Source organism: Flavobacterium sp. LMO6, from assembly GCF_009495795.1.
Taxonomy (GTDB): Bacteria; Bacteroidota; Bacteroidia; order Flavobacteriales; family Flavobacteriaceae; genus Flavobacterium.
Map to the genome: position 1 here is coordinate 104028 of NZ_WIBH01000006.1, position 23808 is coordinate 127835.

The 23808-nt window shown below is 29.6% G+C and carries 28 protein-coding genes; 11 read left to right on the forward strand and 17 right to left on the reverse strand.

Annotated features, from left to right (window positions below; genetic code table 11):
* The first annotated feature begins 124 nt into the window (after positions 1 to 124).
* The 4 genes from GFJ99_RS07905 (at position 125) to GFJ99_RS07920 (ending at position 4088) form a co-directional block, all read left to right on the forward strand.
* The gene (locus tag GFJ99_RS07905; protein WP_153208268.1) at positions 125 to 1123 is read left to right on the forward strand and encodes a glycosyltransferase family 2 protein; all 999 of its coding nucleotides are present in this window, start codon (positions 125 to 127) and stop codon (positions 1121 to 1123) included.
* 3 nt (positions 1124 to 1126) lie between these two features.
* Positions 1127 to 1714, forward strand: a complete 588-nt coding sequence (gene coaE, locus GFJ99_RS07910; protein ID WP_008253603.1) for a dephospho-CoA kinase — start codon at positions 1127 to 1129, stop codon at positions 1712 to 1714.
* Positions 1715 to 1785: 71 nt separating this feature from the next.
* A complete protein-coding gene (locus GFJ99_RS07915) occupies positions 1786 to 3369 on the forward strand; it encodes a sensor histidine kinase KdpD (RefSeq protein WP_162523942.1) in 1584 nt (527 codons plus the stop codon).
* Positions 3370 to 3389: 20 nt separating this feature from the next.
* Complete coding sequence (locus tag GFJ99_RS07920; protein WP_008253598.1) at positions 3390 to 4088, forward strand: response regulator transcription factor; 699 nt, start codon at positions 3390 to 3392, stop codon at positions 4086 to 4088.
* 145 nt (positions 4089 to 4233) lie between these two features.
* Here the strand turns inward: GFJ99_RS07920 and GFJ99_RS07925 are convergent, their stop codons facing one another.
* From GFJ99_RS07925 to GFJ99_RS07955, 7 genes are all read right to left on the reverse strand, one after another.
* A complete protein-coding gene (locus GFJ99_RS07925) occupies positions 4234 to 4959 on the reverse strand; it encodes an acyl-[acyl-carrier-protein] thioesterase (protein WP_153208269.1) in 726 nt (241 codons plus the stop codon).
* A gap of 63 nt (positions 4960 to 5022) precedes the next feature.
* Positions 5023 to 5973, reverse strand: coding sequence for a tRNA (adenosine(37)-N6)-dimethylallyltransferase MiaA (miaA, locus tag GFJ99_RS07930; protein ID WP_153208270.1), 951 nt, complete (start codon positions 5971 to 5973; stop codon positions 5023 to 5025).
* 4 nt (positions 5974 to 5977) lie between these two features.
* The gene (locus GFJ99_RS07935) at positions 5978 to 7339 is read right to left on the reverse strand and encodes an exonuclease domain-containing protein (protein ID WP_162523945.1); all 1362 of its coding nucleotides are present in this window, start codon (positions 7337 to 7339) and stop codon (positions 5978 to 5980) included.
* Positions 7340 to 7399: 60 nt separating this feature from the next.
* Positions 7400 to 8080, reverse strand: a complete 681-nt coding sequence (locus GFJ99_RS07940; RefSeq protein ID WP_153208271.1) for a YggS family pyridoxal phosphate-dependent enzyme — start codon at positions 8078 to 8080, stop codon at positions 7400 to 7402.
* A 91-nt stretch (positions 8081 to 8171) separates the two neighbouring features.
* Positions 8172 to 9425, reverse strand: a complete 1254-nt coding sequence (locus GFJ99_RS07945; protein WP_153208272.1) for a DUF1015 domain-containing protein — start codon at positions 9423 to 9425, stop codon at positions 8172 to 8174.
* 65 nt (positions 9426 to 9490) lie between these two features.
* Positions 9491 to 10381: a 3-hydroxyacyl-CoA dehydrogenase family protein gene (locus GFJ99_RS07950; protein ID WP_153208273.1), complete on the reverse strand. Its 891-nt coding sequence runs from the start codon at positions 10379 to 10381 to the stop codon at positions 9491 to 9493.
* 404 nt (positions 10382 to 10785) lie between these two features.
* Entirely contained in the window at positions 10786 to 11751 is a 966-nt protein-coding gene (locus tag GFJ99_RS07955) for a Gfo/Idh/MocA family protein (RefSeq protein WP_153208274.1), read from the reverse strand.
* A 168-nt stretch (positions 11752 to 11919) separates the two neighbouring features.
* Here GFJ99_RS07955 and GFJ99_RS07960 point away from each other — a divergent pair, with 168 nt between their 5' ends.
* Positions 11920 to 12561 carry a protein-L-isoaspartate(D-aspartate) O-methyltransferase gene (locus tag GFJ99_RS07960; RefSeq protein WP_008253585.1) on the forward strand — a complete coding sequence of 214 codons (642 nt, stop codon included), beginning with the start codon at positions 11920 to 11922 and terminating at the stop codon, positions 12559 to 12561.
* Here the strand turns inward: GFJ99_RS07960 and GFJ99_RS07965 are convergent, their stop codons facing one another.
* Both GFJ99_RS07965 and smpB read right to left on the reverse strand, forming a co-directional pair.
* Positions 12562 to 12924 carry a helix-turn-helix transcriptional regulator gene (locus tag GFJ99_RS07965; RefSeq protein WP_008253584.1) on the reverse strand — a complete coding sequence of 121 codons (363 nt, stop codon included), beginning with the start codon at positions 12922 to 12924 and terminating at the stop codon, positions 12562 to 12564.
* Positions 12925 to 12933: 9 nt separating this feature from the next.
* Positions 12934 to 13386 (reverse strand): SsrA-binding protein SmpB, encoded by a 453-nt coding sequence (gene smpB, locus GFJ99_RS07970; RefSeq protein ID WP_008253583.1) that lies wholly within the window; start codon positions 13384 to 13386, stop codon positions 12934 to 12936.
* A 152-nt stretch (positions 13387 to 13538) separates the two neighbouring features.
* Between smpB and GFJ99_RS07975 the strand changes: the two genes are divergently transcribed.
* A complete protein-coding gene (locus tag GFJ99_RS07975) occupies positions 13539 to 13820 on the forward strand; it encodes a hypothetical protein (protein WP_040470094.1) in 282 nt (93 codons plus the stop codon).
* Positions 13821 to 13835: 15 nt separating this feature from the next.
* Entirely contained in the window at positions 13836 to 14279 is a 444-nt protein-coding gene (locus GFJ99_RS07980) for a hypothetical protein (protein ID WP_203228779.1), read from the forward strand.
* Here GFJ99_RS07980 and GFJ99_RS07985 read toward each other — a convergent pair.
* The 4 genes from GFJ99_RS07985 to GFJ99_RS08000 all read right to left on the reverse strand — a co-directional run bounded on the left by GFJ99_RS07985 (position 14276) and on the right by GFJ99_RS08000 (position 18292).
* Positions 14276 to 14416 carry an SsrA-binding protein gene (locus GFJ99_RS07985; protein ID WP_153208275.1) on the reverse strand — a complete coding sequence of 47 codons (141 nt, stop codon included), beginning with the start codon at positions 14414 to 14416 and terminating at the stop codon, positions 14276 to 14278. The two genes, GFJ99_RS07980 and GFJ99_RS07985, sit on opposite strands and share 4 nt — an antisense overlap.
* A gap of 73 nt (positions 14417 to 14489) precedes the next feature.
* The gene (locus GFJ99_RS07990; RefSeq protein ID WP_153208276.1) at positions 14490 to 16604 is read right to left on the reverse strand and encodes a M56 family metallopeptidase; all 2115 of its coding nucleotides are present in this window, start codon (positions 16602 to 16604) and stop codon (positions 14490 to 14492) included.
* A 1-nt stretch (position 16605) separates the two neighbouring features.
* Positions 16606 to 16965, reverse strand: coding sequence for a BlaI/MecI/CopY family transcriptional regulator (locus GFJ99_RS07995; protein WP_153208326.1), 360 nt, complete (start codon positions 16963 to 16965; stop codon positions 16606 to 16608).
* 100 nt (positions 16966 to 17065) lie between these two features.
* Positions 17066 to 18292, reverse strand: a complete 1227-nt coding sequence (locus GFJ99_RS08000) for an MFS transporter (RefSeq protein ID WP_153208277.1) — start codon at positions 18290 to 18292, stop codon at positions 17066 to 17068.
* Positions 18293 to 18376: 84 nt separating this feature from the next.
* Here GFJ99_RS08000 and GFJ99_RS08005 point away from each other — a divergent pair, with 84 nt between their 5' ends.
* The 3 genes from GFJ99_RS08005 to GFJ99_RS08015 are packed head-to-tail and all read left to right on the forward strand — an operon-like array spanning position 18377 to position 20364.
* Entirely contained in the window at positions 18377 to 18967 is a 591-nt protein-coding gene (locus GFJ99_RS08005) for a DUF1684 domain-containing protein (protein WP_153208278.1), read from the forward strand.
* Complete coding sequence (locus tag GFJ99_RS08010; RefSeq protein WP_153208279.1) at positions 18960 to 19616, forward strand: TatD family hydrolase; 657 nt, start codon at positions 18960 to 18962, stop codon at positions 19614 to 19616. Before GFJ99_RS08005 ends, GFJ99_RS08010 begins: the two co-directional genes overlap by 8 nt.
* Before the next feature lie 22 nt (positions 19617 to 19638).
* Positions 19639 to 20364, forward strand: coding sequence for a ThiF family adenylyltransferase (locus GFJ99_RS08015; RefSeq protein WP_153208280.1), 726 nt, complete (start codon positions 19639 to 19641; stop codon positions 20362 to 20364).
* 32 nt (positions 20365 to 20396) lie between these two features.
* Here the strand turns inward: GFJ99_RS08015 and GFJ99_RS08020 are convergent, their stop codons facing one another.
* From GFJ99_RS08020 to GFJ99_RS08030, 3 genes are read right to left on the reverse strand one after another with little or no spacing between them, the layout of a single operon-like run.
* Positions 20397 to 20846 (reverse strand): hypothetical protein, encoded by a 450-nt coding sequence (locus tag GFJ99_RS08020; RefSeq protein WP_153208281.1) that lies wholly within the window; start codon positions 20844 to 20846, stop codon positions 20397 to 20399.
* A gap of 22 nt (positions 20847 to 20868) precedes the next feature.
* On the reverse strand, positions 20869 to 21885 hold the full coding sequence (locus tag GFJ99_RS08025; RefSeq protein WP_153208282.1) for a GyrI-like domain-containing protein: 1017 nt from the start codon (positions 21883 to 21885) through the stop codon (positions 20869 to 20871).
* A gap of 34 nt (positions 21886 to 21919) precedes the next feature.
* Positions 21920 to 22108 carry a membrane protein gene (locus GFJ99_RS08030; RefSeq protein ID WP_008253558.1) on the reverse strand — a complete coding sequence of 63 codons (189 nt, stop codon included), beginning with the start codon at positions 22106 to 22108 and terminating at the stop codon, positions 21920 to 21922.
* A gap of 75 nt (positions 22109 to 22183) precedes the next feature.
* On the opposite strand from GFJ99_RS08030, the gene GFJ99_RS08035 reads away from it, so the two are divergent.
* Positions 22184 to 22567: a nucleoside triphosphate pyrophosphohydrolase family protein gene (locus GFJ99_RS08035; RefSeq protein WP_008253557.1), complete on the forward strand. Its 384-nt coding sequence runs from the start codon at positions 22184 to 22186 to the stop codon at positions 22565 to 22567.
* Positions 22568 to 22632: 65 nt separating this feature from the next.
* Here the strand turns inward: GFJ99_RS08035 and GFJ99_RS08040 are convergent, their stop codons facing one another.
* A complete protein-coding gene (locus GFJ99_RS08040) occupies positions 22633 to 23700 on the reverse strand; it encodes a branched-chain amino acid aminotransferase (protein ID WP_008253556.1) in 1068 nt (355 codons plus the stop codon).
* Positions 23701 to 23808 lie beyond the last annotated feature (108 nt).

Genomic DNA, 23808 nt, shown 5'->3' on the forward strand with positions numbered 1-23808 from the left:
ATAATTTAAGTTAATGATTAAAGTCCCGATTTATCGGGACTTTTTTTGTTTTATAATGAAATATTTTATACCAAATAGAAAAGGAACATTTGTAAATTTTATGTAGGTTTGTAAAAAAAATAAGATGTATTTTTCGTTTATAATCCCGGTGTACAATCGTCCAGATGAAATTGATGAATTACTAGAAAGTATGGCTAGGTTTACATCTTCAATTCCTTTTGAAGTAGTAATCGTTGAAGATGGTTCAACACAACCTTGCCAAGATATAATAGAAAAATACAAATCAATATTATCAATTTCGTATTATTACAAGCCTAATTCCGGTCCTGGAGATTCTCGTAATTATGGAATGCAAAAAGCGAAAGGCGATTACTTTATAATATTAGATTCTGATTGTATAATTCCAGAAAACTATTTAACCCAAGTAAAAAATAGTTTAGAAGAAGAATATGTAGATTGTTTTGGAGGTCCCGATGCTGCTTTAGATTCGTTTTCAGATATTCAAAAGGCGATTAATTTTACAATGACTTCATTTTTAACTACAGGAGGTATTAGAGGTGGAAGCGAAAAAGTTACTCAATTTCAACCCAGAAGTTTTAACATGGGATTGTCTAAAAAAGCCTTTGAAGCTTCAAATGGTTTTGGAAATATACATCCTGGCGAAGACCCAGATTTATCTATTCGATTGTGGAACTTAGGTTTTAAAACTAAATTAATTAAAACTGCTTTTGTTTATCATAAAAGAAGAATAAGTTGGGAGAAATTTCAAATTCAAGTTAATAAATTTGGAAAAGCACGACCTATTTTAAATTCTTGGTATCCAGAACACGCAAAAATTACATTTTGGTTTCCAAGTTTGTTTTTGTTAGGATTTGTTTTTTCTATTCTATTTAGTTTTTTTATTAGTTATCTATTTCTTTCTTTATACGCTTTATACTTTAGTTTATTGTTTATAAGTTCATTAATAACTAATAAAAGCATAAAAATTGCGTTATACTCATTATGGGCAACAGTTATTCAGTTTTATGGGTATGGAAAAGGTTTTTTACTTTCATACTATAAAATTAGTTTAGCTAAACAAAAACCTCAAAAAGCATTTCCAGAATTGTTTTTTAAAAAATAAGGTATGACAAAGATTATTGGTTTAACAGGTGGTATAGGAAGTGGAAAATCTACTGTAGCTAATTATATAGCTTCAAAAGGAATTCCGGTTTATATAGCAGATGAAGAAGCCAAAAAAATCATGGAACAACCAAATATAATTCAAAGAATTCAAGATTTATTTAGCGAATCTGTTCTTACTGTTGATTCTAAATTGAATCGAAAGAAAATAGCTGAGTTGGTATTTAATGCCCCAGATAAATTACAACAATTAAATGCTATTGTGCATCCAGAAGTTAAAGCTCATTTTCAAAATTGGCTAAATGAACACAAGAATTTTCCTTTTGTAATTAAAGAAGTTGCCATACTTTTTGAAACTGGTGGAAATAAAGATTGCGATAAAATTATATTAATTACAGCTCCAGAAGAAGTTCGAATAGAAAGAGCTATGAAAAGAGATAATGCGAGTAGAGAAAGCATTTTATCGCGAATTAAAAATCAACTTCCTGAATCTGACAAAATAAAATTAAGCGATTTTGTTATAGAAAATATAATTCTGCAAAAAACCATATTAAAAACTGATGAAATTCTTAAAATTTTAGCAAAACCTTAAAAAAATGTTTTTATGTTAATCTTTGGTTAATGTATTTTAACAAGAAGTGTTAAAATGTTAAATTTGTTTCGATGAATAAGTCAAGGTTTAGATTATTAGTCTTTTTAATGAGTTTATCATTAATTGGAATTATTTTAGTTCAATTGTATTGGATTTCTACTTCTTTGGATAAAAATGAGGAAGAATTTAAATATCATGTTCAGCAAGTTTTAGGAAATGTTTCAAATAAGATAAATGAAAAAGAGTTAGTTTCTTTTTATACGTATTACAATAAAATTATTGATAGTACTGGGAAAATTCCTAAAGAAGAAGAATTAAAAGAAATATACTTTTACGAGCGCGATAAAAAAACTAATGAAACTATAATTTATACCAATACCTTAGTCGCAGAAAACTATGGAATTAATGGTTCGTTCTTTGATAAAAATGTAAACTCTGCCAATTTTGGTAAAGTTCTTTCTAAACGAAAAACAGAGATTTATAATGGAAATTCATTAAATGACGGAAGTTTACAAGTTCGATCTTTTCCAGATGTTTCCATTAAAAAATCAGGAAGTGTTTCTAGTTTAGATAAAGCAAATTTCGAAGTCGCTTTTAAAGACGTAGTCTCATTAAAGCCTATTCAACAAAGGGTTACGGCAGAACAATTAGCCAAATTCTTGAAAGAGGAACTTCATAAGTACGGAGTTAAGACTCCTTTTGAGTTTGGGATTTATAGCAACGGTTTAGCAACAAAAATTCGTTCAGAAAATTTTAAATACAATAGTAATATTACTTACGGAATTCCTATTTTTCAAGATAACGAAGGACTTTCTAAATACCAATTATTAGTAAGTTTTCCTCAGAAGAGTAAATTCGTTTTTTCATCGTTGATAGGAATATCTAGTTTGTCATTATTATTTACTTTAGTTATTGTTTTAACTTATTCAAGTGCGTTGAATCAATTAATTAAACAAAAGCAAATTTCTGAAATCAAAACCGATTTCATTAATAACATGACACATGAGTTTAAAACACCTATTGCTACTATTAATTTAGCTTTAGATGCCATAAAAAACCCTAAAATTATTGATGATAAAGAAAAAGTACAACGTTATCTTCAAATGATTAAGGAAGAAAATAAAAGAATGCACGCTCAGGTTGAAAATGTTTTACGAATATCTAAATTAGAAAAAAACGAATTGGATATTTCAAAAGAACCAAGAGATGTTTCGGAAATTATTGAAGACGCAATTGAACACGTAAGTTTAATTGTTGAAGATAGAGAAGGTATAATTAATCAGCATTTTAATGCACAACGAAATACCATTTTATTAAACGAAGTTCATTTTACAAACGTTTTGGTAAATGTTTTAGATAATGCCATTAAATATTCACCTTCGGCTCCAATTATTGATGTTTTTACAGAAAATATAAAAGATTTTATTGTAATTAAAATACAAGATCAAGGTGCCGGAATGAGTAAAGTAGCTCAAAAAAGAGTTTTTGAAAAATTCTATAGAGAACATACTGGTGATTTACATAATGTAAAAGGACATGGATTAGGTTTGTCGTATGTAAAACAAATTGTTGAAGATCATAACGGACAAATATTTGTAGAAAGTGAAAAAGGAAAAGGGAGCACCTTTATTATAAAAATGCCATTAATAAATTAAAAAAAATACACATAATTAATATGGAAGCAAAGAAAATATTATTAGTAGAAGACGATCCAAATTTTGGCGCCGTGTTAAAAGATTATTTAATGATAAATGATTTTGAAGTTACGTTGGCTAAAAACGGAATGGAAGGATTTGAAAAATTTAAGAAAGATACTTACGACTTATGCATCTTAGATGTTATGATGCCATATAAAGATGGTTATACTTTAGCTAGAGAAATTCGTGAGAAAAATCAGGAAGTGCCAATAGTTTTTTTAACGGCTAAAACATTAAAAGAAGATGTTTTAAAAGGATATAAAGTAGGAGCAGACGATTATTTAAATAAGCCGTTTGATTCTGAGGTTTTATTAATGAAAATTAAAGCTATCATTCAAAGAAAAGCATCTGAAGTTAAACCAGATACTACGAAATTTGAGTTTGAAATTGGTAAATTTCACTTGAATTCTAAATTACGTTTCTTAACTTTTCCAGGACAAGAACCAATTAAATTATCACCAAAAGAGTGTGAACTTTTAAAAATGTTAGCACTTCACGAAAATGATTTAATGCCTAGAGAATTGGCTTTAACTAAAATTTGGAGAGACGATAATTACTTCACATCAAGAAGTATGGATGTTTATATCGCTAAATTGAGAAAATTCTTAAAATTAGATGAAAACGTAGAAATCTTAAACATTCATGGCGAAGGTTTTAGATTGGTAATAAAAAAATAAGAAAAGCTATTTTTGTCATTCTGAACTTGTTTCAGAATCTTTATCCAATAGTAGCTGAAATCGAAGTGAAACAAGTTAGGCTTGACTAATTTGTTGAATTTTATATGATAAAAAAACTCTGTCTTAATTTAATGACAGAGTTTTTTTATTCGTTTATTTCCAATGCGAAACAAACCTTATCTTCTTTAGATATGGTGAAGGTATTTTCGTTTTTAGAAATGGTGACTTCGTCATTTAAATTTAATTCTTTTAAGAAATTCATTTCAAAACCTTTTATGTGTTGTTTTAAGACTAATTTTCTATCCATTGTATTCAGACACCATTCTAGGTATTTTACGTTGTTAGCGTGATTTACAATATCTAAATCCGATAACTGTACTTTGTAATCCAAAACTTTTTCAAAAGGAATATCCAAATTAATTCGTTGTACCGATTTTTCAGTTGCGCTATGTTCCGGATATTTTATAAAATGTTCGTGAGGCAAAGCCAAATTTTCTGGTCTTCTGATTTGAGTGTTTAAAACCGCCCAATAGGTCTCACAACCTACCAATTTTTCATCACCACGATACAATTCTAAACAACGTGTCGAACGCGAATTTTCTAAGGATTTTATCCACGTTTTTACGGTAACTTTCTCTTTCCATTTGGGTAAGTTGATGATTTCTAAACGCATTTTACTCATTACCCAAGCTTGGTGATGATCTTGCATGTCGCTAAAACTAATGCCACCTAAATCAGCATGAAATCCAGCAGTGATTTGAAAAATATTACATAAATCAGTATATTTCAACAAACCATTCGGATAACATTGTAGAAAGTTGATTTCGTATTCTTGTTCTAAAATAGAAGTAAAGTTGGGAGAAATGGGCATTTTATTTTTTTTTTTTGAAACACAGATTATTAAAATTTGAGAAATTATAATAATATTTTAAATTTATTCTATCTGTGTTTCTATATTATTAATTGTATTGTTTACAGAATTTATAATCTTATTTCTATCTGCTAAATATTCAAACCAACTCACATTTTCGGTTCGTTTAAACCAAGTAATTTGTCGTTTAGCAAAACGTCGTGTGTTTATTTTGATTTGTTCAATGGCGAATTCTAATGTGATTTTTTCATCAAAGTAATCAAACAATTCTCTATAACCTACTGTTTGTAACGCATTTAAATGTTTGTTTGGATAAAGTGATTGTGCTTCGGCTAAAAGTCCTTCATTTAGCATAATATCAACACGCTTGTTGATTCTGTCATACATTATTTCTCTATCCGCTTCTAAACCAATGATAATAGGAGTAAAGTTTCTCACATTTTTTCGTTTTCCAATAAAACTAGAATACGGTTTTCCACTTCCAATACAAACTTCAACAAAACGTTTCAATCGTTGTGGATTTTGAAGTGTTTGCGGATTTTCAGTTTGTAGTTTTTGGTAATATTCGAAATCTAATTCTTGTAATTGTTGTTGTAAATATTCGATTCCTAAAGTATCAAATTTTGTATTAATTGTTTCTCTAACCGAATCATCAATATCAGGAAAATCATCAAAACCTTTTAAAACCGCATCCACATACAATCCAGAACCGCCCACCATAATTTGAATGTTGTTTTTCTGAAATAATTCGTCTAATTTTAATAAAGCTTCTTGCTCAAAATCACCAACAGAATACGATTCAAAAATCGATTTGTTTTGAATAAAATGATGTGGTGCAGCAGCTAATTCTTCATCGCTTGGAACAGCCGTACCAATTTTCATTTCTTTAAAAAACTGACGACTATCGCATGAAATAATATCGCAACCAAAATGTTGTGCTAGAGTAATGCTTAAAGCGGTTTTTCCTATTGCTGTTGGTCCAATAATAGTAATTAAATAATTTTTGGAATCCATTTCATCAAAAATTAATTACTTTATATACTTTGTTTTTTCGTATGTAGCTTTGAATAATCGTTTTGGTATCACGATTATTTTGCATCGGAATTAAAATGTTTTTCAATATATCAATATTACTAATTTGATAATTTAATTCATAAAAACAATATCCTTTATAAATTCCATTTTCAATTAATACAGCACTTCTTTCATCAAAAGTTCTACCTCGGTCTAAAATTATCATATTATTGTTTTCAAAAGAACTTTCTTCAATAAATTCTTTTACACGCTCGTTGTATTGCTCCGGTTTTTCTTCTTCAATACAAGCGCCATTACACTCTTTAATTTTATATTGAAAACAAGCATTTTTTGTGCTATATAAAACATTTATCTTCTGACACAAATTATATTTTTCGGTAATTTTAAAAAGAAAGTTTCTACCTTCTTGTAAAGTACTAAATGAAGTTATTTCTTTTTTTCTTCCATCTGCTTTTTCAATTGTAAAAGCAATATATCCTTGTTCGTTTTTATGAGAATATAAAGCGTATTGAAAAATGCTTTTGCGTTGAGCTACATTGTAAATGGGTTTGTTAATTTTTATTTCTTCACTTTCTTTCAGTAATGCAATTAATTCGCTACCGGTTTCTTCAAAAGTTACCGCATAAACATCGCGTTGCATTTTTTTACTTTTATTTGAAGTTCCGGTGAAATGTTGATTAACTCGTTTTTTGATATTTTTACTTTTTCCAATGTAAATCAAATCGCCTTTTTCATTATGAATGTAGTAGATTCCCGTTTTTGAAGGCAAACTTTCTACGATATCTAATAGTTTTGGAGAAATACCCGATTTGATTTCCGTTTTAATAAAACTTTTTACAATTTCTTTTTCAATATCTTTAACCAGTAACATTTTAAACAACTTTACAGTGGCTAATGCATCTCCATTAGCTCTATGTCTATCAGCCATAGGAATTCCTAATGCGCGAACTAATTTTCCTAAACTATACGAAGGTTGTTCTGGTATTAGTTTTTTAGATAATTCAACGGTACAAAGGGTTTGCTTTTTAAAATCGTAACCTAACCGTCTAAATTCTGTTTTTAAAATACGATAATCGAATGACGCGTTGTGTGCTACAATAACGCAACCTTCAGTAATTTCGATAATTCTTTTCGCTACTTCATAGAATTTTGGAGCACTTCGAAGCATGGCATTATTAATGCCAGTCAATTTTACCACAAAAGGTTGAATTGGCTTTTCAGGATTAACCAAACTGATGAATTGATCCACTACCTCATGACCATCAAATTTATAAATGGCGATTTCGGTAATTCCTTCTTCGTTGAATTGGCCTCCAGTGGTTTCTATGTCGAGAATGCAGTAAATAGTTTAAAAGTTTAAAAGGTTATATGTTTAAATGTTTTTTGAAAATTCTTTTTTAATTTTCTAATTTCTATTTCCAAAGATACTACTTCCAATTCGAACCATTGTACTTCCGCATGAAATTGCGAGTTGATAATCTCCCGACATGCCCATTGAGAGCGTGTTCAGTTGACAGTGTTCAGTGTTCAGGGTTTTGTATTTATCAAAAATCGTTTTTAAATGTTTGAATTCTTTTTCGATTTGGTTTTTATTTTCCGTAAACGTTGCCATTCCCATTAAACCAACAATTTTGATGTTTTTCAACGTTTTATTGTCATTTCGAGCGGAGTCGAGAAGTTTGTTCAGCATCTCTTCTAATTCTTGTTCGTCTAAACCAAATTTACTTTCTTCTTCGGCAATATATACTTGTAACAAACAATCAATCACACGATTATTTTTAGCCGCTTGTTTGTTGATTTCTTCTAATAATTTTAAACTATCTACACCATGAATCAAACTTACATAAGGCGCCATGAATTTGACTTTGTTGGTTTGCACGTGACCAATCATGTGCCATTCGATGTCTTTTGGCATGACTTCCCATTTGTCGGTCATTTCTTGGATTTTGTTTTCTCCAAAAATGCGTTGCCCAGCATTGTAAGCTTCCATTAAATCGTCTACAGGTTTGGTTTTTGAAACCGCAACTAAGGTAACGTGTGCTGGAAGTTGGGATTTTATTTTGATAAGGTTTTTAGCTATTGACATTGTTTTATTTTTTTGGAACACAGATTTAAGAAATTATTAAAATTTCCAAAATTTATTCAATCTGTGATTCTAAGTTTTAATTACTCTATAATTATAATTCATACACTACCAAACCACTTCTAAACTTCGGTTCAATGTACGTTGATTTTGGAGGCATGATTAAATTGTTATCGGCTAAAGCTTTAATTTCATTGATATCAGAAGGGTAGAGCATGAAGCCTACTTCAAATTCGCCTTCGTCGATTAAATCTTTTATGACTGAAATCGATTGTTTTCCTGGAATGTAATCAATTCGTTCGTCGTTTCGTAAATCTTCAATTCCTAATATTGGGAATAAGACTTTATCGTATAAAATTTGGGCATCTAGATTGTTTAAAATAGATTTTGGAGCATCAAGCATCTCGACAGCGCTCGATGTGACAGATTTGTTGCTTTGTTTGTAAAATAAAGCATAAAAACTACCATCGAGATACATACCAAATTCAAATTTATTTTGGGGTTTCCAAATTTCTTGATCTTTTGCTTTAATGATGAAGTTTTCTGATAATTTTTTGATAAAATCATCTTTACTAAAACCATTCAAATCGCGAATTAATCGGTTGAATTCGTATATTTTGACATTACTTTCGGCAATTAAAAAACTCATGAAATAATTCAGATTTTCGTTACCTAAATGCTTGTCTTGTTCGTACAACAATTCCGCTGAAGCCGAACGATGATGTCCATCGGCAATATACAAATTCGGAATATTTTCAAAATGTTCTTGCAACCAATCGATTTCAGATTGCGTATCAATTTTCCAAAGCGTGTGTTTTTCTTTATTGGTTGTCGAATATTCATAAACAGGTTTACTCTTTTTTCGCAACGCAATAAACGTATTAATTTCCACACTATCGGGATACGTAATTAAAACGGGTTCGGTGTTAAAATTCGTTTGATGTAAATAATCTTTGAACAATTCCACGCGATATTGCAAGGTATCTTCGTGTTTTTTGATGACGTTATCTTGGTAATCTTTCACCGAAGTTCCAGCAATAATTCCAGTAAAAGTTTGTCCTTTTGACTGAATTTCGTAAAGATAAAAAACAGGATGTTCTTCTTCAATAAGAATTTGGTCGTGCTTAAAATCTTGATATTTGTTTGCAACGGCTTTAAAACGCTTTTCTAATGACACTTTTTGTGCATTTGCATACGCAGGATGAATCACATGCAAAAATGAATACGGATTAAAATTCAACCAAGCAGCGAGCTCAGCCGAACTGTAATCATCATACGTTCTGCATGTTACTAAGGCAACTTTATCAGCTACCGGTCGTACTGCATTAAAAGGTTTTATTTTAGCCATTTTTATTTAGTTATCAGTCTCAGTCGCAGTATTCAGATGTAACTGCGACTGAAAACTGTGACTTTTTACTTTGAAAATTGCTTTGCAACTTTCTCTGCTTTTTTGCTTTCAGCATAATCATAGAAACCTTCTCCAGATTTTGCTCCTAATTTTCCAGCCATTACCATGTTTACTAATAACGGGCAAGGGGCATATTTTGGATTTTTAAATCCGTCATACATAACATTTAAGATAGATAAACAAACATCTAATCCGATGAAGTCAGCTAATTGTAATGGTCCCATTGGGTGCGCCATACCTAATTTCATCACCGTATCAATTTCAGAAACACCAGCAACGCCATTATATAACGTTTCGATAGCTTCGTTAATCATTGGCATTAAGATTCTGTTGGCTACGAAACCAGGATAATCGTTTACTTCAGTAGGTGTTTTTCCTAATTTTACCGATAAATCCATGATGATTTTAGTCACTTCATCTGAAGTAGAATACCCACGGATAATTTCCACCAATTTCATTATTGGCACCGGATTCATAAAGTGCATTCCAATTACTCTTTCTGGATGAACAACTTGTGCTGCAATTTGCGTAATTGAAATAGATGAAGTGTTAGAAGCTAAAATTACGTTATGCTCGCAAACTTCGCTCAATTGTTTGAAGATGTTCATTTTTAAAGTAACGTTTTCTGTAGCCGCTTCTACTACTAAATCGCAACCAACTACACCATCTTTAATATCAGTATACGTAATAATATTACCTATTGTTTTAAATTTATCATCTTCGGTAATAGTTCCTTTTGCCACCATACGATCAAGATTAGAGGCTATAGTTGCCATTCCTTTTTCTAAAGATTTGTCTGAAATGTCGATTAATTTTACGGTAAATCCGCTTTGAGCGAATGTATGAGCAATTCCGTTACCCATAGTTCCTGCTCCTATAACTGCGATTGTGTTCATTTTGATATTTTAATTTTTGAATAGGTTAAGTATATTATTGTTAAAAGTATAAGGATTGTATGAATAAATTTTTCTTCAATATAGGAAAAATATCCCATAAAGAATAGGCCTATGTAAGCTATTGAATTTATAATTTTAGATAAATATGCTAATTTATTTTTAACTGAATTTGGTAAATTATAGTTTATGATATCCATTATGTATTTTATAATTCCTAGAATTAAAAATAATATTGAAATCGAAAAAACTAAATTGAAAATAGTATCAACATTGCTATTTGTATCATCATTATATTCATGGAATAGATATACGACAAAATAAACTAGAACAATTAAAAAAAGTAACGGTTTTAGTTTTTTCTCAATAAGTGTAATAATAAATTCTTTCCTAGTCATCTAATATTACTATCTTTTAATACAATCAATAATCTGATACGCTACACGAAGTGCTTCTGTACCATCCTCTAATGTAACGATTGGAGTTGTATTGTTATTAATTGCATCTGCAAATGTTTCTAATTCGTCCAAAATTGCATTATTTGCTTGTACATTCGGATTGTCAAAATAGATTTGTTTTTTTACGCCTTCGGCATTTTGTAAAATCATATCAAAATCACCCGGTACTTCAGGAGCATCTTGCATGCGAACAACTTCACATACTTTGTCTAAATAGTCAACAGAAATATAAGCGTCTTTCTGGAAGAAACGCGATTTACGCATATTTTTCATTGAAATACGACTCGAAGTAATATTAGCTACACATCCGTTTTCAAATTCAATTCGTGCATTTGTAATGTCTGGAGAATCTGAAATCACCGCAACACTACTAGCATTAATAGATTTCACTTTCGATTTTACAACACTCAAAATAGCATCGATATCGTGAATCATTAAATCTAAAACTACAGGAACATCAGTACCACGCGGATTAAATTCAGCCAAGCGATGTGTTTCAATAAACATTGGATTCTTGATTTTATCTTTCACAGCGGTAAACGCAGGATTGAATCGTTCCACATGTCCTACCTGACCTTTTACATTGAATTTTTTAGATAATTCAATTATTTTTTCCGCTTCTTCGACTGTATTTGAAATGGGTTTTTCAATAAAAATGTGTTTCCCGGCTTCAATAACTTGTTTCGCACAATCAAAGTGTTGCATGGTTGGCGTTACAACATCTACAACATCTACAGCGGCAATTAATTCTGCAATAGAATCAAATTTTTTGTAACCAAATTCGGCCGCTACTTTGTTAGCATTTTCATCAAAAGCATCGTAAAAGCCAACTAATTCATATTTTTCAGATTGATTTAACAATCGTAAATGTATTTTTCCAAGGTGCCCTGCACCTAAAACACCAACTTTAAGCATAAAAGTAAATTTTATCAAAAGTACAATTTTAGTTTAAAGTTTAAAAGTTTAAATACTGAAACTTCGGTATAAAAGTTTTTAAAAATTTGAATTTGTTTTTTGGAAATTTTCCGTCTATTTTTACGCAAACAAAAACAGGAATAGGAATGGTTTGTTCCTTATAATGACATGAAAGACACTAATAAGCACCAAGGACTTCGTAATCAGCTAGTAAAAATTCTAGAAGAAAAAGGAATTACAGATAAAAATGTATTGTCAGCTATTAGTAAAATTCCTCGTCATTTGTTTTTAGATTCTAGTTTTGAAGATTTTGCTTACCAAGACAAGGCATTTCCTATAGGTGCCGATCAAACTATTTCGCAACCTTACACTGTAGCCTTTCAATCGCAATTATTAGAGGTAGAAAAAGACCATAAAGTTTTAGAAATTGGAACTGGAAGTGGTTATCAAACGGCAGTTTTGTGTAAATTAGGTGCGGTTGTATATTCGATTGAAAGACAAAATCAATTATTTAAAAAGACATCACTTTTATTACCAAAATTAAGTATTCGGCCAAAAAAACTAATATTTGGAGATGGTTACAAAGGCTTTTCTGAGGCGGCTCCGTTTGATAGTATTATTGTAACGGCTGGAGCACCTTTTATTCCGCAACCTTTAATGGCGCAATTAAAAATAGGAGGAAGGCTTGTAATTCCGGTAGGAGAAAAAGACCAAATTATGACATTGCTAATTAGAAAAAATGAAACACAGTTTGAAAAGCATGAATTTGGTGATTTTAAATTTGTGCCCCTTTTAGAAAATAAAAACTAACTATCGGAGTCCTGTTAATTTTTGTTTTAACAATTCAATTTCGTCTAAAATTTCGTCAATTTTATTGTCTTTTTGTTCTTTAACAACTTCAATTCCTTTTTCTTGAAGAATTTGACTTATTGCTTGTATAGCAAATTGATTAAAATCTAAATTATTTAACAATCTAGTTTTATACCAAGCCACTAAAAGAGTAGGCAATTCAATTTCTAGCACAAAGGCAATAGTTTGAATTTGTTTTTTGGTAGGAATTCGTAATCCATTTTCAAACTTACTAATTAAAGCTTGGTCAATTTTTGTAAGTTCGGCCAATTTTCTAGTTGAAAGACCTTTTTCTATTCGGGCTTGTTTTAAAATTTCTTTCATAAAATATGATTAGAAACTTTTTTTAATTCGGTCTAAATCGCGTTTTGTATCTTGTTCTTTTAACGATTCGCGTTTATCGTAATTCTTTTTACCACGGCACAAAGCAATATCTAACTTAGCCAATCCTTTTTCGTTAGTAAATAAACGAAGTGGAACAATAGTTAGTCCTTTATTGTCAGAATCTTTAAAAAGTTTTTTAAGTTCTTTTTTGTTTAAAAGTAATTTACGTTCACTTTTTGTTTTGTGATTGTAATGCGTTCCATATAAATATTCCTCAATATTAGAATTGATTACAAATAATTCACCATCACTAAATTCACAAAAACTTTCAGTTATAGAAGCCTTTCCTAAACGAATTGATTTGATTTCGGTTCCGGTTAAAACAATTCCAGCAGTGTATTTATCGAGAATTTCGTAATCGAACTTTGCTCTTTTATTAAGTATGTTAACTGTCTTTTGCATAAGGACCACAAATGTAAATTAAAATTGTAGTATTTTAAAGTGATAATTACATATATTATTAATTAAAATATTAGAATTGAAAAAAAGAATGAAAATGCGATTTTATTTACTTTTTTTATTATTTTTATGCAACTAACCTAACTAATAAAACCATGAGCAAAGATTTTGAACTAATAGAAAAAGAACAAATAGGTATTTTGTCATTTCCTACCAGTGAAGTTTTACACGATAAAGCAGATATTTTACAAAGAAAGAACGATTTAGATCGAGCATTGACTTTAGGGAATTTAGAGCATGTAAAAATTAAAATATTTTTTGAAGATGATTCTTCAAAAAAATCGGTTGAAACTACAATTTGGGGCGTTACAGATAACAGAGTAATTTTAAAACAAGGAGTTGTTATTCCGGTAAATCGAATTCACAAAATCATTTAATACAAAATAAAAATTATGAAAAAAATCATTTTTTTAGTCGTTTCGCTACTTTTTTCACTTGGGTCATTTGCGCAAGAAACAAAGGTTATTAAAGACGGTAAAAAAGTTACCAAAGAACAAGTTGAAGCAAACAAGAAAAAGCTTCAGAACAAGAAAAAGCAAGCAGAGAAAAATGCTGCAACAGCTAAAAAAAAGCAAGATAAAAATGTAAAGGAAGCGAAACAGGATGTTGCAAAGGTTAAAAATTCCAATACAAAAGCAACTGAAGTTAAATCAAAAGTAAAGAAAACTGCAGCACAAGAAAATGACGATTTAAAACAAACAGCTGTTTCTAAAGCAGCAGAGAAAAAAGTTACGGATAAAGTAACTGGAGAATATAAAGGTAAAAAAGTATTTACGGGACCTAAAGGAGGAAAGTACTACATCAATAAAAACGGAAATAAAACCTATATTGATTAATCTAAAGATTTAAAAGTTATAAAGTAACGATAAGCAATTATAGCCTTTTGCCATTTTTTAGCTTTAATAGGATCTAAACCTTGTTTGGTAAAACTAGGTAAAAGTGCTTTGTTAAGTTTGGCTAGTAGTTTATACATCGTTAAATTTTTGGCAAATATAGTAAAATTAAAAATCCCGATTTTGGACTTATTCAAAATCGGGATTTTTTTGTTATTTGGTTTCTATAATTATTTTTTTGATTCTTTTCTTCTCTTTTGGAGATGATTCGTCTTCTATGATTTTAATATCTTTTATTTTTTCAAGTTCATAGTTTTTGAAGAAATCAATGTTATCTTCAAGAATTTTACCTTGAAACTCTAATTTTAACTGATTTAAATAATGCGTTGGGTAACCAGGAAATTTAATTCTGTCACCTTCAAGAACTACGACAACATCACCACTTTTAAGTTCGATTGTTTTTGGTTTTGGTTTTTCAGAATTGTTTTTTAATTTTTCCATCAAATCAGGATTGTTTTTTTCAAAAAAATCTTTAGATTCTATTACAATAACACCATTTTTAGCTTTTTCGCCATATTTATTTAGAGCATATTTTGTTGCTGTCATTACACTTGAAGATGCTATTTCATTAGGGTTAATTTTGTCTAATTCTTCATAGGTAATTTCTTTGTCATTAAAAATTATCAATGCTTTTTTAGCATCTACATTATCTCCATTTTTTATATTGTTAATTATATCAACTTGCTCTGTTTTTTTATAACTCACATCAAAGGTTAAAGCCTTATTGCTCGTAGAACTGTTTTTAGTTTTTTCATTAATTCTTAAGTTTTTGTCTTCATTTATTTTCAACTCTTTTTTCGTTGTAAGTTCATAATACACTTCTCCTTCTTTTTTATCTATTTTGTATTTAGATTTTAAATCAGAAGCATTCAATTCTTTCATGACATCAATTTCTTGGTCTAATGGAATCTTGATTTTTTCATTTTCTACTTGAAGTTTGCCGTTTATAATTAAATTAATTTTTTTTCCATCTTTAATCATATTGTCTACTGTCCATCCTTTATTTTCAACTTTTTCAACTTGTATTGTGCTATTTTCTTCATCTGAAACAAATTTGCCGTAAACAAACTTATCTTTCACATCTTCAAAACCAACGCTTTTTGTATTGTTTTTATCCTCTTTTATATAAATTCGAATTGGAGTTATGGGTTTATCTCCTTTAACAATTTTTATATCTTTAGTTTTTGAATTCTCTTTAGAAGAAAATTCTAATTTAATTTCGATGATTTCTTCCTCATTATTTCGTTTTACATTGCTGATTTTTAAATTGTATTCATCATCTTGAAATGAGGTCTCAATTTCTTTAATTTCGGCATCTGTAGTTTTAGAGGTAACAATATGAGAATAGTCTACTTCAACAGCATAAGCTGCTACTTTTGAATTTTCCTTAACCTGCGCCACTGTTTTAATTTGAAACAATAGCATAAAACCAACTAATAGCGGAAGAATGGTAGCATACTTCCAAGCATTTCTTTTGTGGGATTGATTTGTGTGTAACATAACGATTCGTTTTTTGATTAATGATTGATAAAATTGATTGGTAATACTTAAGTCGTGTTGATGAGTCACTACTTTTAATAAAGTTTTTTGATATTCGTATTTGTTTTCGATTTGTTTAAAGGTTTCATTATCGGCAATGAATTCTAGGTTTTGCAACATAGCTTTTCGATACAACCAAATGATTGGGTTTACCCAAAACACAGCACAAAATAGTTTTCCTAACAACACATCAATTGAATGTTTTTGCTTCACATGAATACTTTCATGCGTTACAATATGTTGTAATTCTGCTTCCGAAAATAAATGAGGATTAATAACAATGTAATGAAAGAACGAAAACGGATTTTCGGTTGTATTAGAATGAATTAAAGTGAAATCTGATTCTTTCTGTTGGTTGTGTTTTCTGATTCTATTGTAAAAGGAAGCTATTTCTATTCCAATTTTTAATAAAATTACTACTGAAATAATAACATAAACCGTACTTAAAATCAAAGTCCAATCTAAAGGATTTTCTTGAATAGGAATTTCAATTGCATTATTGTTTTCTGGAGTTATTTCTTGATAAAATTCAGGAACAGGTGTTGGGTCAACCCAAATGGTTTTCGTAAACGTAATCAAGGGTAAACTTAAGGATAAAATTAAACCCAAAATCATATACAACCGATTTGAAACAAAAAAGGTTTCTTTTCTCAAAAATAAGACATACATCAAATAGAATAATATGATGAGACCATTTGCTTTTGCAAAATATAGTAGCACATTTTCCATACTATTTCTTTTGTTCGATTAATGCTAAAATTTCTCGAAGTTCATCTGCCGAAATTTTATCTTCTTCAGCAAAATAAGAAACTAAATTTTTATACGAACTATTGAAATAATTATCAATAGCGGTATTCATAAATGTTTTTCGAAAATCTTCAATGGTAACAATAGGAAAGTATTGATGCGTTTTTCCGTAAGCGTTATAACCTACATACCCTTTTTCTTCAAGATTTCGAACAATGGTTGAAAGTGTATTATAATGAGGTTTCTCGTCGGTAATTTCTTTCATGATGTCTTTTACAAAAGCTTTTTTTAGCTTCCATAAAATATGCATGATTTCTTCTTCTTTATTCGTTAGTTTTTGCATCATCATAAATTTGTCCTTTTTAATTTGTAGAAGAACAAACTTATAACTATATTTTTAGTTATACAACTATTTTTATAGTTATTTAACTAATTTTTTAGTTTTAAAGATTTTTAGCAGGTTCATTAGCCACTAATTTTTTAGTCCAAATGAAGAGTAAAACGCCAATAATACCTAGTGTTCCCATGAAAAACCAGTTGGTTTGATAACTAAATCGGTCAATTATTTCCATTCCGGTTTTTGCACTTAAAATATGAGCTAAACTATAACTCATTGTAAAAATAGCCATATAGCGCCCTTCATGACCTTTTGGAGCGCGACTCATAGCAAAGGAATTCGAAAAAGGAAAAGCGAACATTTCGGCAAACGTCATGAAAATCATCATAATGATTAATATTCCGGCCCAATTATTCACAAGAAGTAAATAAATACTTATTGCCATAGCCAAACATCCGTATGTAATTACTTTTAATTTATTGATTTTATGTTTTTCAATATAACTTACAATTGGCATTTCTAAAAAGAAGACTAAAACACCATTTAATGTTAATAATAAACCGGTTTGAAATTCGCTTAGGTTGAATTGCTCTTTATGATATAGTGGAATCGTGGTAAACAACTGGAAGAATAAAATCCCAGTAATTAAGGTTCCAGATAAGAAAATCCAAAAAGGTGTATCTTTAAATACCGAATGCGTTAAAATTTCTCCCGGATGTTCATTATCGGTATATTTTGATTTTTTCTTTTCTTTTACTTTTATCCAAAATATTAAAATGGCTAAAATACAAGTAGCACCGTCTACCCAAAACAAGCCTTTGTATCCAACATTCATAATTAAAAGTCCTCCTAAAGCTGGTCCGGCTGCAAATCCAAGGTTTATGGCTAATCGAACTAATGTTAAGGCGCGAGTTCTGTTTTCTGGTTTGGCATAAGCACCTAGCGAAACAAACATTGCCGGTCGAAACATATCGGCAACCGACATTATTAAAAACATAGCTAACAATAAGCCCTCAAAACTAGTAACAAATTGCAATCCGAAGAAAGCAATTCCACTGGTTAATAAACTAAAAATCATGATTTTATAAAATCCAATTTTGTCGGATAATTTTCCTCCTAACCAAGAACCTAAAATAGAACCACAGCCAAAACTAACCATAATCCAACCTACTTGACTATATGAAAAATGTAAATCTTCTTTCAAGTATTTTGATAAAAATGGAAGTACCATTGTTCCGGCACGGTTAATAAAAGTAACGAGTGTAAGTATCCAAATTTCGCGAGAAAATCCTCTGAAATTATCGATATATTTATGAAAAGCTTTTTTTAGCATACCTAATGTTGAATTGCAAATTTACAAAAGCTATAACGATTAAAATGTTATAGAATTTATATATTTTTGTAAAAAATTCTACTAATGAATAAAATCTTACTTTTTCTACTTTACTCATCATTTGCATTAGCTCAAAATGATTTGGCTTTAGCCGAAAAATTTCAACTTGAATTGAATAAAAGTTACGCAGATTCTTTAAAAAGTCCATTAACTAAAGAAGATTTTAAGCATTTTAAAGGTTTAGATTTTTATCCAATTTCTGAAAAATATATTGTTCAAGCGACTTTTATTAGAACCAAAAAGGAAAAACCTTTTGGCATGAAAACAACAACTTCTAGAACACCTCTTTATGTAAAATATGGCGAATTGCATTTTTCAATTGAAGGGAAAGATTTTAAATTAAACGTTTATCAGAATAAAGATTTAATAAAAAAACCAGGTTATGCTGATTATTTATTCTTGCCATTTTCTGATTTAACATGCGGAAAAGAAAGTTACATTGGAGGAAGATATGTAGATATGAGAATTCAGAAAGGTAAAATTTGGACTATCAATTTTAATAAAGCATATAACCCGTATTGTGCATATAATTACGAATATTCGTGCCCGATTGTACCTTTAGAAAATGATTTGAATATTGAAATTTTAGCTGGTGTAAAGAAATTCCATGACTAAGTTTATCAATTTACATACGCACAAATTTTCTAATCTAGATAATGTTATCGAGGTTGTAAATCAGTATCCATGGGAATTTGATACGTCGATTCCAAACTATTCTATTGGAATTCATCCTTGGTATATTGATGAAAGTCGATTAGAATCGGATTTAAATATAATTAAAGAAAAGTTACAATTAACTTCATGTTTAGCTTTGGGTGAATGTGGTTTAGATAAGCGAATAGAAATTCCGTTTGAAACTCAAATTAAGGTTTTTAAAATGCAAATAGATTTGGTTAAGCAAACTAATAAACCCATTGTTTTGCATTGCGTAGCTGCTTATGATGAAGTTATAGCAATAAAAAAAGAACTTAAAATTGAAAACCCAATGATCATTCACGGTTTTTCAAAAAACGAACAAGTAGCAAAATCGCTTTTGAATAATGGTTTTTATCTTTCGTTTGGAAAATACTTGCTTCGTAATCCAGATTTAGAAAAAGTATTTACCTTTGCACCCGAAAATCAAATTTTATTAGAAACAGATACGATTGAAGAATCTATTTATGAAGTGTATGAAAAAGCAGCTTCTATAAAAGGAATTTCTTTAGAGGAGATGAAAGCTATTGTTTTTGCTAATTTTTCATCAGTTTTTAATCACAATCAATAAACTAAAACATTAAACATTTAAAATGGCAAAGTGGAAAGAAAGAGCAGTATTGTTATTTAAAGAAGAAGGAATTCAAAAATTAGAAAACGCAAATGTTTTAGTTGTTGGATTAGGTGGAGTAGGAAGTTTTGCTGCCGAATTTTTAGCTCGTGCTGGAGTTGGAAACATGACCATTGTGGATGGCGATGTGGTTGATATTACCAATATCAATCGTCAATTACCAGCTTTACATAGTACTGTTGGTCAGCCAAAAGTAAAAATTGTTGGCGATAGATTACTAGATATTAATCCTGAATTAAAATTAACGCGAATAGAAGAGTTTTTATCACCAGAACGTGCGTATGAACTGGTTTCAAATGAATTTGATTACGTTTTAGATTGTATTGATAGCGTAACTCCTAAATTAAATTTAATTATTGCTTGTAAACGTAAAAAAGTTAAAGTAATAAGTAATATGGGAGCAGGAGGAAAGTATGAAGCTGAGAAAGTTTGCGTGAGAGATATAAGTAAAACAGAATATTGTCCGTTAGCTAAAAATGTACGAAAACGTTTAAAAGAAGCAGGAATTTCTAAAGGTGTAAAAGTGGTTTATTCTTTTGAAAGACCCGATTATTCGAGTATTAAAACTACAGATGGCACTAATTTTAAAAAATCGTTTTACGGTACTAATAGTTGGATGCCGGCTCTTTTTGGATTACATGCTGCAGAAACAGTTGTAAAACATTTAATAGGGAAGGTTAAAAATTAAACAAAAAAGGACATTTAAAATGTCCTTTTTTGTTATCTTGATGTTCTTTTGGTAATGTCTTCATTATACTTATCATAGAAAGTTTGAAGTTTTTCTGGATTTATGTTTCCTTTTGCATCTAAAACCTTTTCTTTTAGTAACCATTTTACTAGTTTTTGCATATTCTTTTTTGAATTCATTCCAATTCCTGCAATAACATGTTCAACACTTGTTGTTTCAACTTTAGTTTTTTCTAGTAAAAAGTTTAGAATAATATAGTCATCATCGCTATATTCAGATGTTTCGTTATCATGCCATTTAAAAAGCAAGATTTCATCATCGCTTTCTAAAGAGTAGAACGAATGTTGTAAAATATTTATTTTTTCATATTTTAATATAGGGTTTCCATCTAAAAGAACTTTGTCATTTTTGATTTCAACTTCCTGAGCATTTATGTACGATCCAATTAGTAAAAAGACAATAGATAAAAATAGTTTATTCATTATTTAAAATTTGAAATAATTATTAATTTGTAGTTGTAGTTTCAGAAGGAGTAGTGTTATCTTCTTGAGAAACTTCAGGTTTTGGTTTAGCAATATAAATTCTTTTTTTTACTGGAACATAAAGCTCAGTTACCCATTTTGATGGTTTACGTTCTTTAGGTAAACTTATTTTGTAAACTTCTATTTTAGCCCCATTTATATCTTCAATAAGATTTTTCTTTTTTAGGTAAGCAAGGGTTTTATTCCAAGCTTCTTTATTGTGAGAATAATCTCCTGTTAATGTTGTTTTTATAGCTAAAAATTCATCAAAATGACCACCAGAAATTTCACTTCCATCAGTAGTTAAAATTTCTTCTTCTACAGGAACACACATAGAAAAAATGGTAGTTTTTGTTTTATTATCCCAAGAATTATAACTGATAAATGGTAAACCTGTAATGATTATATCGTTTTTGTCAACAAACGCCATCATATTTTGCAACATTGCTTTTGAAACTTTGTGAAAATCTGCAAAAGAACAAGTATCTATTTGTTGAATATAATTGGTAGCATGCTTGGTTACCAAACCATTAATTTTAATATTGTAAGTGGTTAGTTCTTTTACTAAATACGAATCAATATTGTTTAATCCTTCCTCAAGTTTATCACCTAAAACATTGTCAACGCCACCTTGTAAAACACTCAGTAATTTTAGATTAAAATCTAACTTTCCTTTTAATTTCCAGGTAACTAAAGCTCCTTTTTTGGTGTTTTGAAACCGCATAAACGATTCGTTTTTTTCTCCTTTAACTAAAATAGATTGGATTATTGTGTCACCAGTTACTAATTTTATATTTTCAAAAACAGCTATGTCTTTTTTCCAAGGATTCCAATCTATATGTGCGGTGCTGTCGGTTACAAAATTATAAACAATATCTTTTGAGATTTTTATTTCTTTAGAACGAACAATGGTGTAATCACTTTTTTGGGTAGCTACAAATACAACAAAAGCCACACCTAAAAGAAGAAGTAGTAGTAAAATATATTTTAAAATTCTCATTGCAGCTTATGTTTGTTCATCAAAAGTAAGAAAATTAATCTTTCATAAGTACTTTAATTACAAAGAGTAATCCAATAAAGACTAAAAATCCAATAAAAACCCAATAGGTTCCTTTATAAAAAGGCTTTAGCACCTTTAAATCTTTACGATAAACTAATATCATTGTAATTACAAAAGCGATAATAAAGAAAATAGCAAAGTAAATTTGTCCTGTTGAAAACATATTGAAAATTTTTACAAAAATAAGAATTTATTATGCTCAATTTTTTTAAATTTAATGAAATTTATACAGATAATTATGCAAAAACAATTAAATGCAGTAAAGTTATTTCATGAAACCTACGGATTAGGAGTTAGTGAAGAAATGAGAGCCGATTTAGGAAAGTTAAAAAATGAGCTTCGTTTTAATTTAATGAAAGAGGAAAATGAAGAATATTTAGAAGCCGTTCAAAATAATGATTTAGTTGAAATTGCAGACGCATTAGGAGATATGCTTTATATATTGTGTGGAACAATTTTAGAGCACGGTTTGCAACATAAAATTGAAGAAGTGTTTGATGAAATTCAACGTTCTAATATGAGTAAATTAGGAGAAGATGGAAAACCAATTTATAGAGAAGATGGAAAAGTGATGAAAGGTCCAAATTACTTTAAACCCAACTTTGAAGAAATATTAAAATAGTCACAGTTTCCAGTCACAGTTATCAGTGTTTTATTTTTACAGATAACTGCGACTGCGACTGCTTACTAAATTTTAACAGTCCATCCAAATTTATCTTCAGCTAGTTTGTATTGAATGTTAGTTAATTTTTCTTTTATTTCTAATGCAATAGGATTTTCTAATTTTGGTAATTCGTAATATTCACCTAAGTAAGAAAAACCTACAATTGGATTAATGACTGCAGCAGTTCCAGCCCCAAAAATTTCTTTTAAAGAACCATCTTTTGCAGCGGTAACTAATTCGTTTACTAAAACAGAACGAACTTCTATATTTATGTCTTCACTTTGAGCTAATTCAATAACACTTTTTCTAGTTACACCATCTAAGATTCTTTCACTTGTAGGTGCTGTAAATAAAGTATCATTAATTCTGAAGAAAACATTCATAGTTCCTGCTTCTTCTAATTTGGTATGCGTTGCATCGTCTGTCCAAATAATTTGTTGAAAACCTTGCTCATTTGCTAATTTAGTTGGGTAAAATTGTGCAGAATAATTTCCTGCCGCTTTCGCAGCTCCAATTCCACCGTTAGCAGCTCTACTAAAATGTTCCGCTATAATTACTTTAACTTCTCCAGAATAGTAAGATTTTGCTGGAGATAAAATAATCATAAAACGATATTCTTGAGAAGGAGCAGCAATAACACCATGTCCGGTTGCTATCATAAACGGACGTATATATAAGGTATTCCCTTTTCCTTTTTTAACCCATTCTTTTTCAATTTCTAATAAACGGTGTAAACCTCCTAAGAAAACGTCTTCAGGAACTTCAGGCATTGCCATACGAGTAGCACTTTTATTAAAACGGTTATAGTTTTCATCAGGTCTAAATAACCAAACATCATCTTGTGCGTCTTTATAAGCTTTCATTCCTTCAAAAATAGCTTGTCCGTAATGGAAAACTTTAGCCGAAGGATCAATCATAAAAGGTGCATATGGTTCAATAACAGGTTTTTGCCATGCTCCGTTTACATAATCACATACCAACATATGATCTGTAAAAACATTACCAAAGGTTAAATTTTCAAAATCAATTTCGTTGATTTTTGAATGTGGAGCCGAAATAATTTCAATTTCGTTTAAAGTTTTTAATTCCATTAGGCGTAAACTGTTATAATTTATAATTTTGTATAATCAATAAAAAAAAGGTTGATTTTTACATTTTCATTGCAAATTTACTAAAAAAAAGAAGTTTTCTTTTCACTT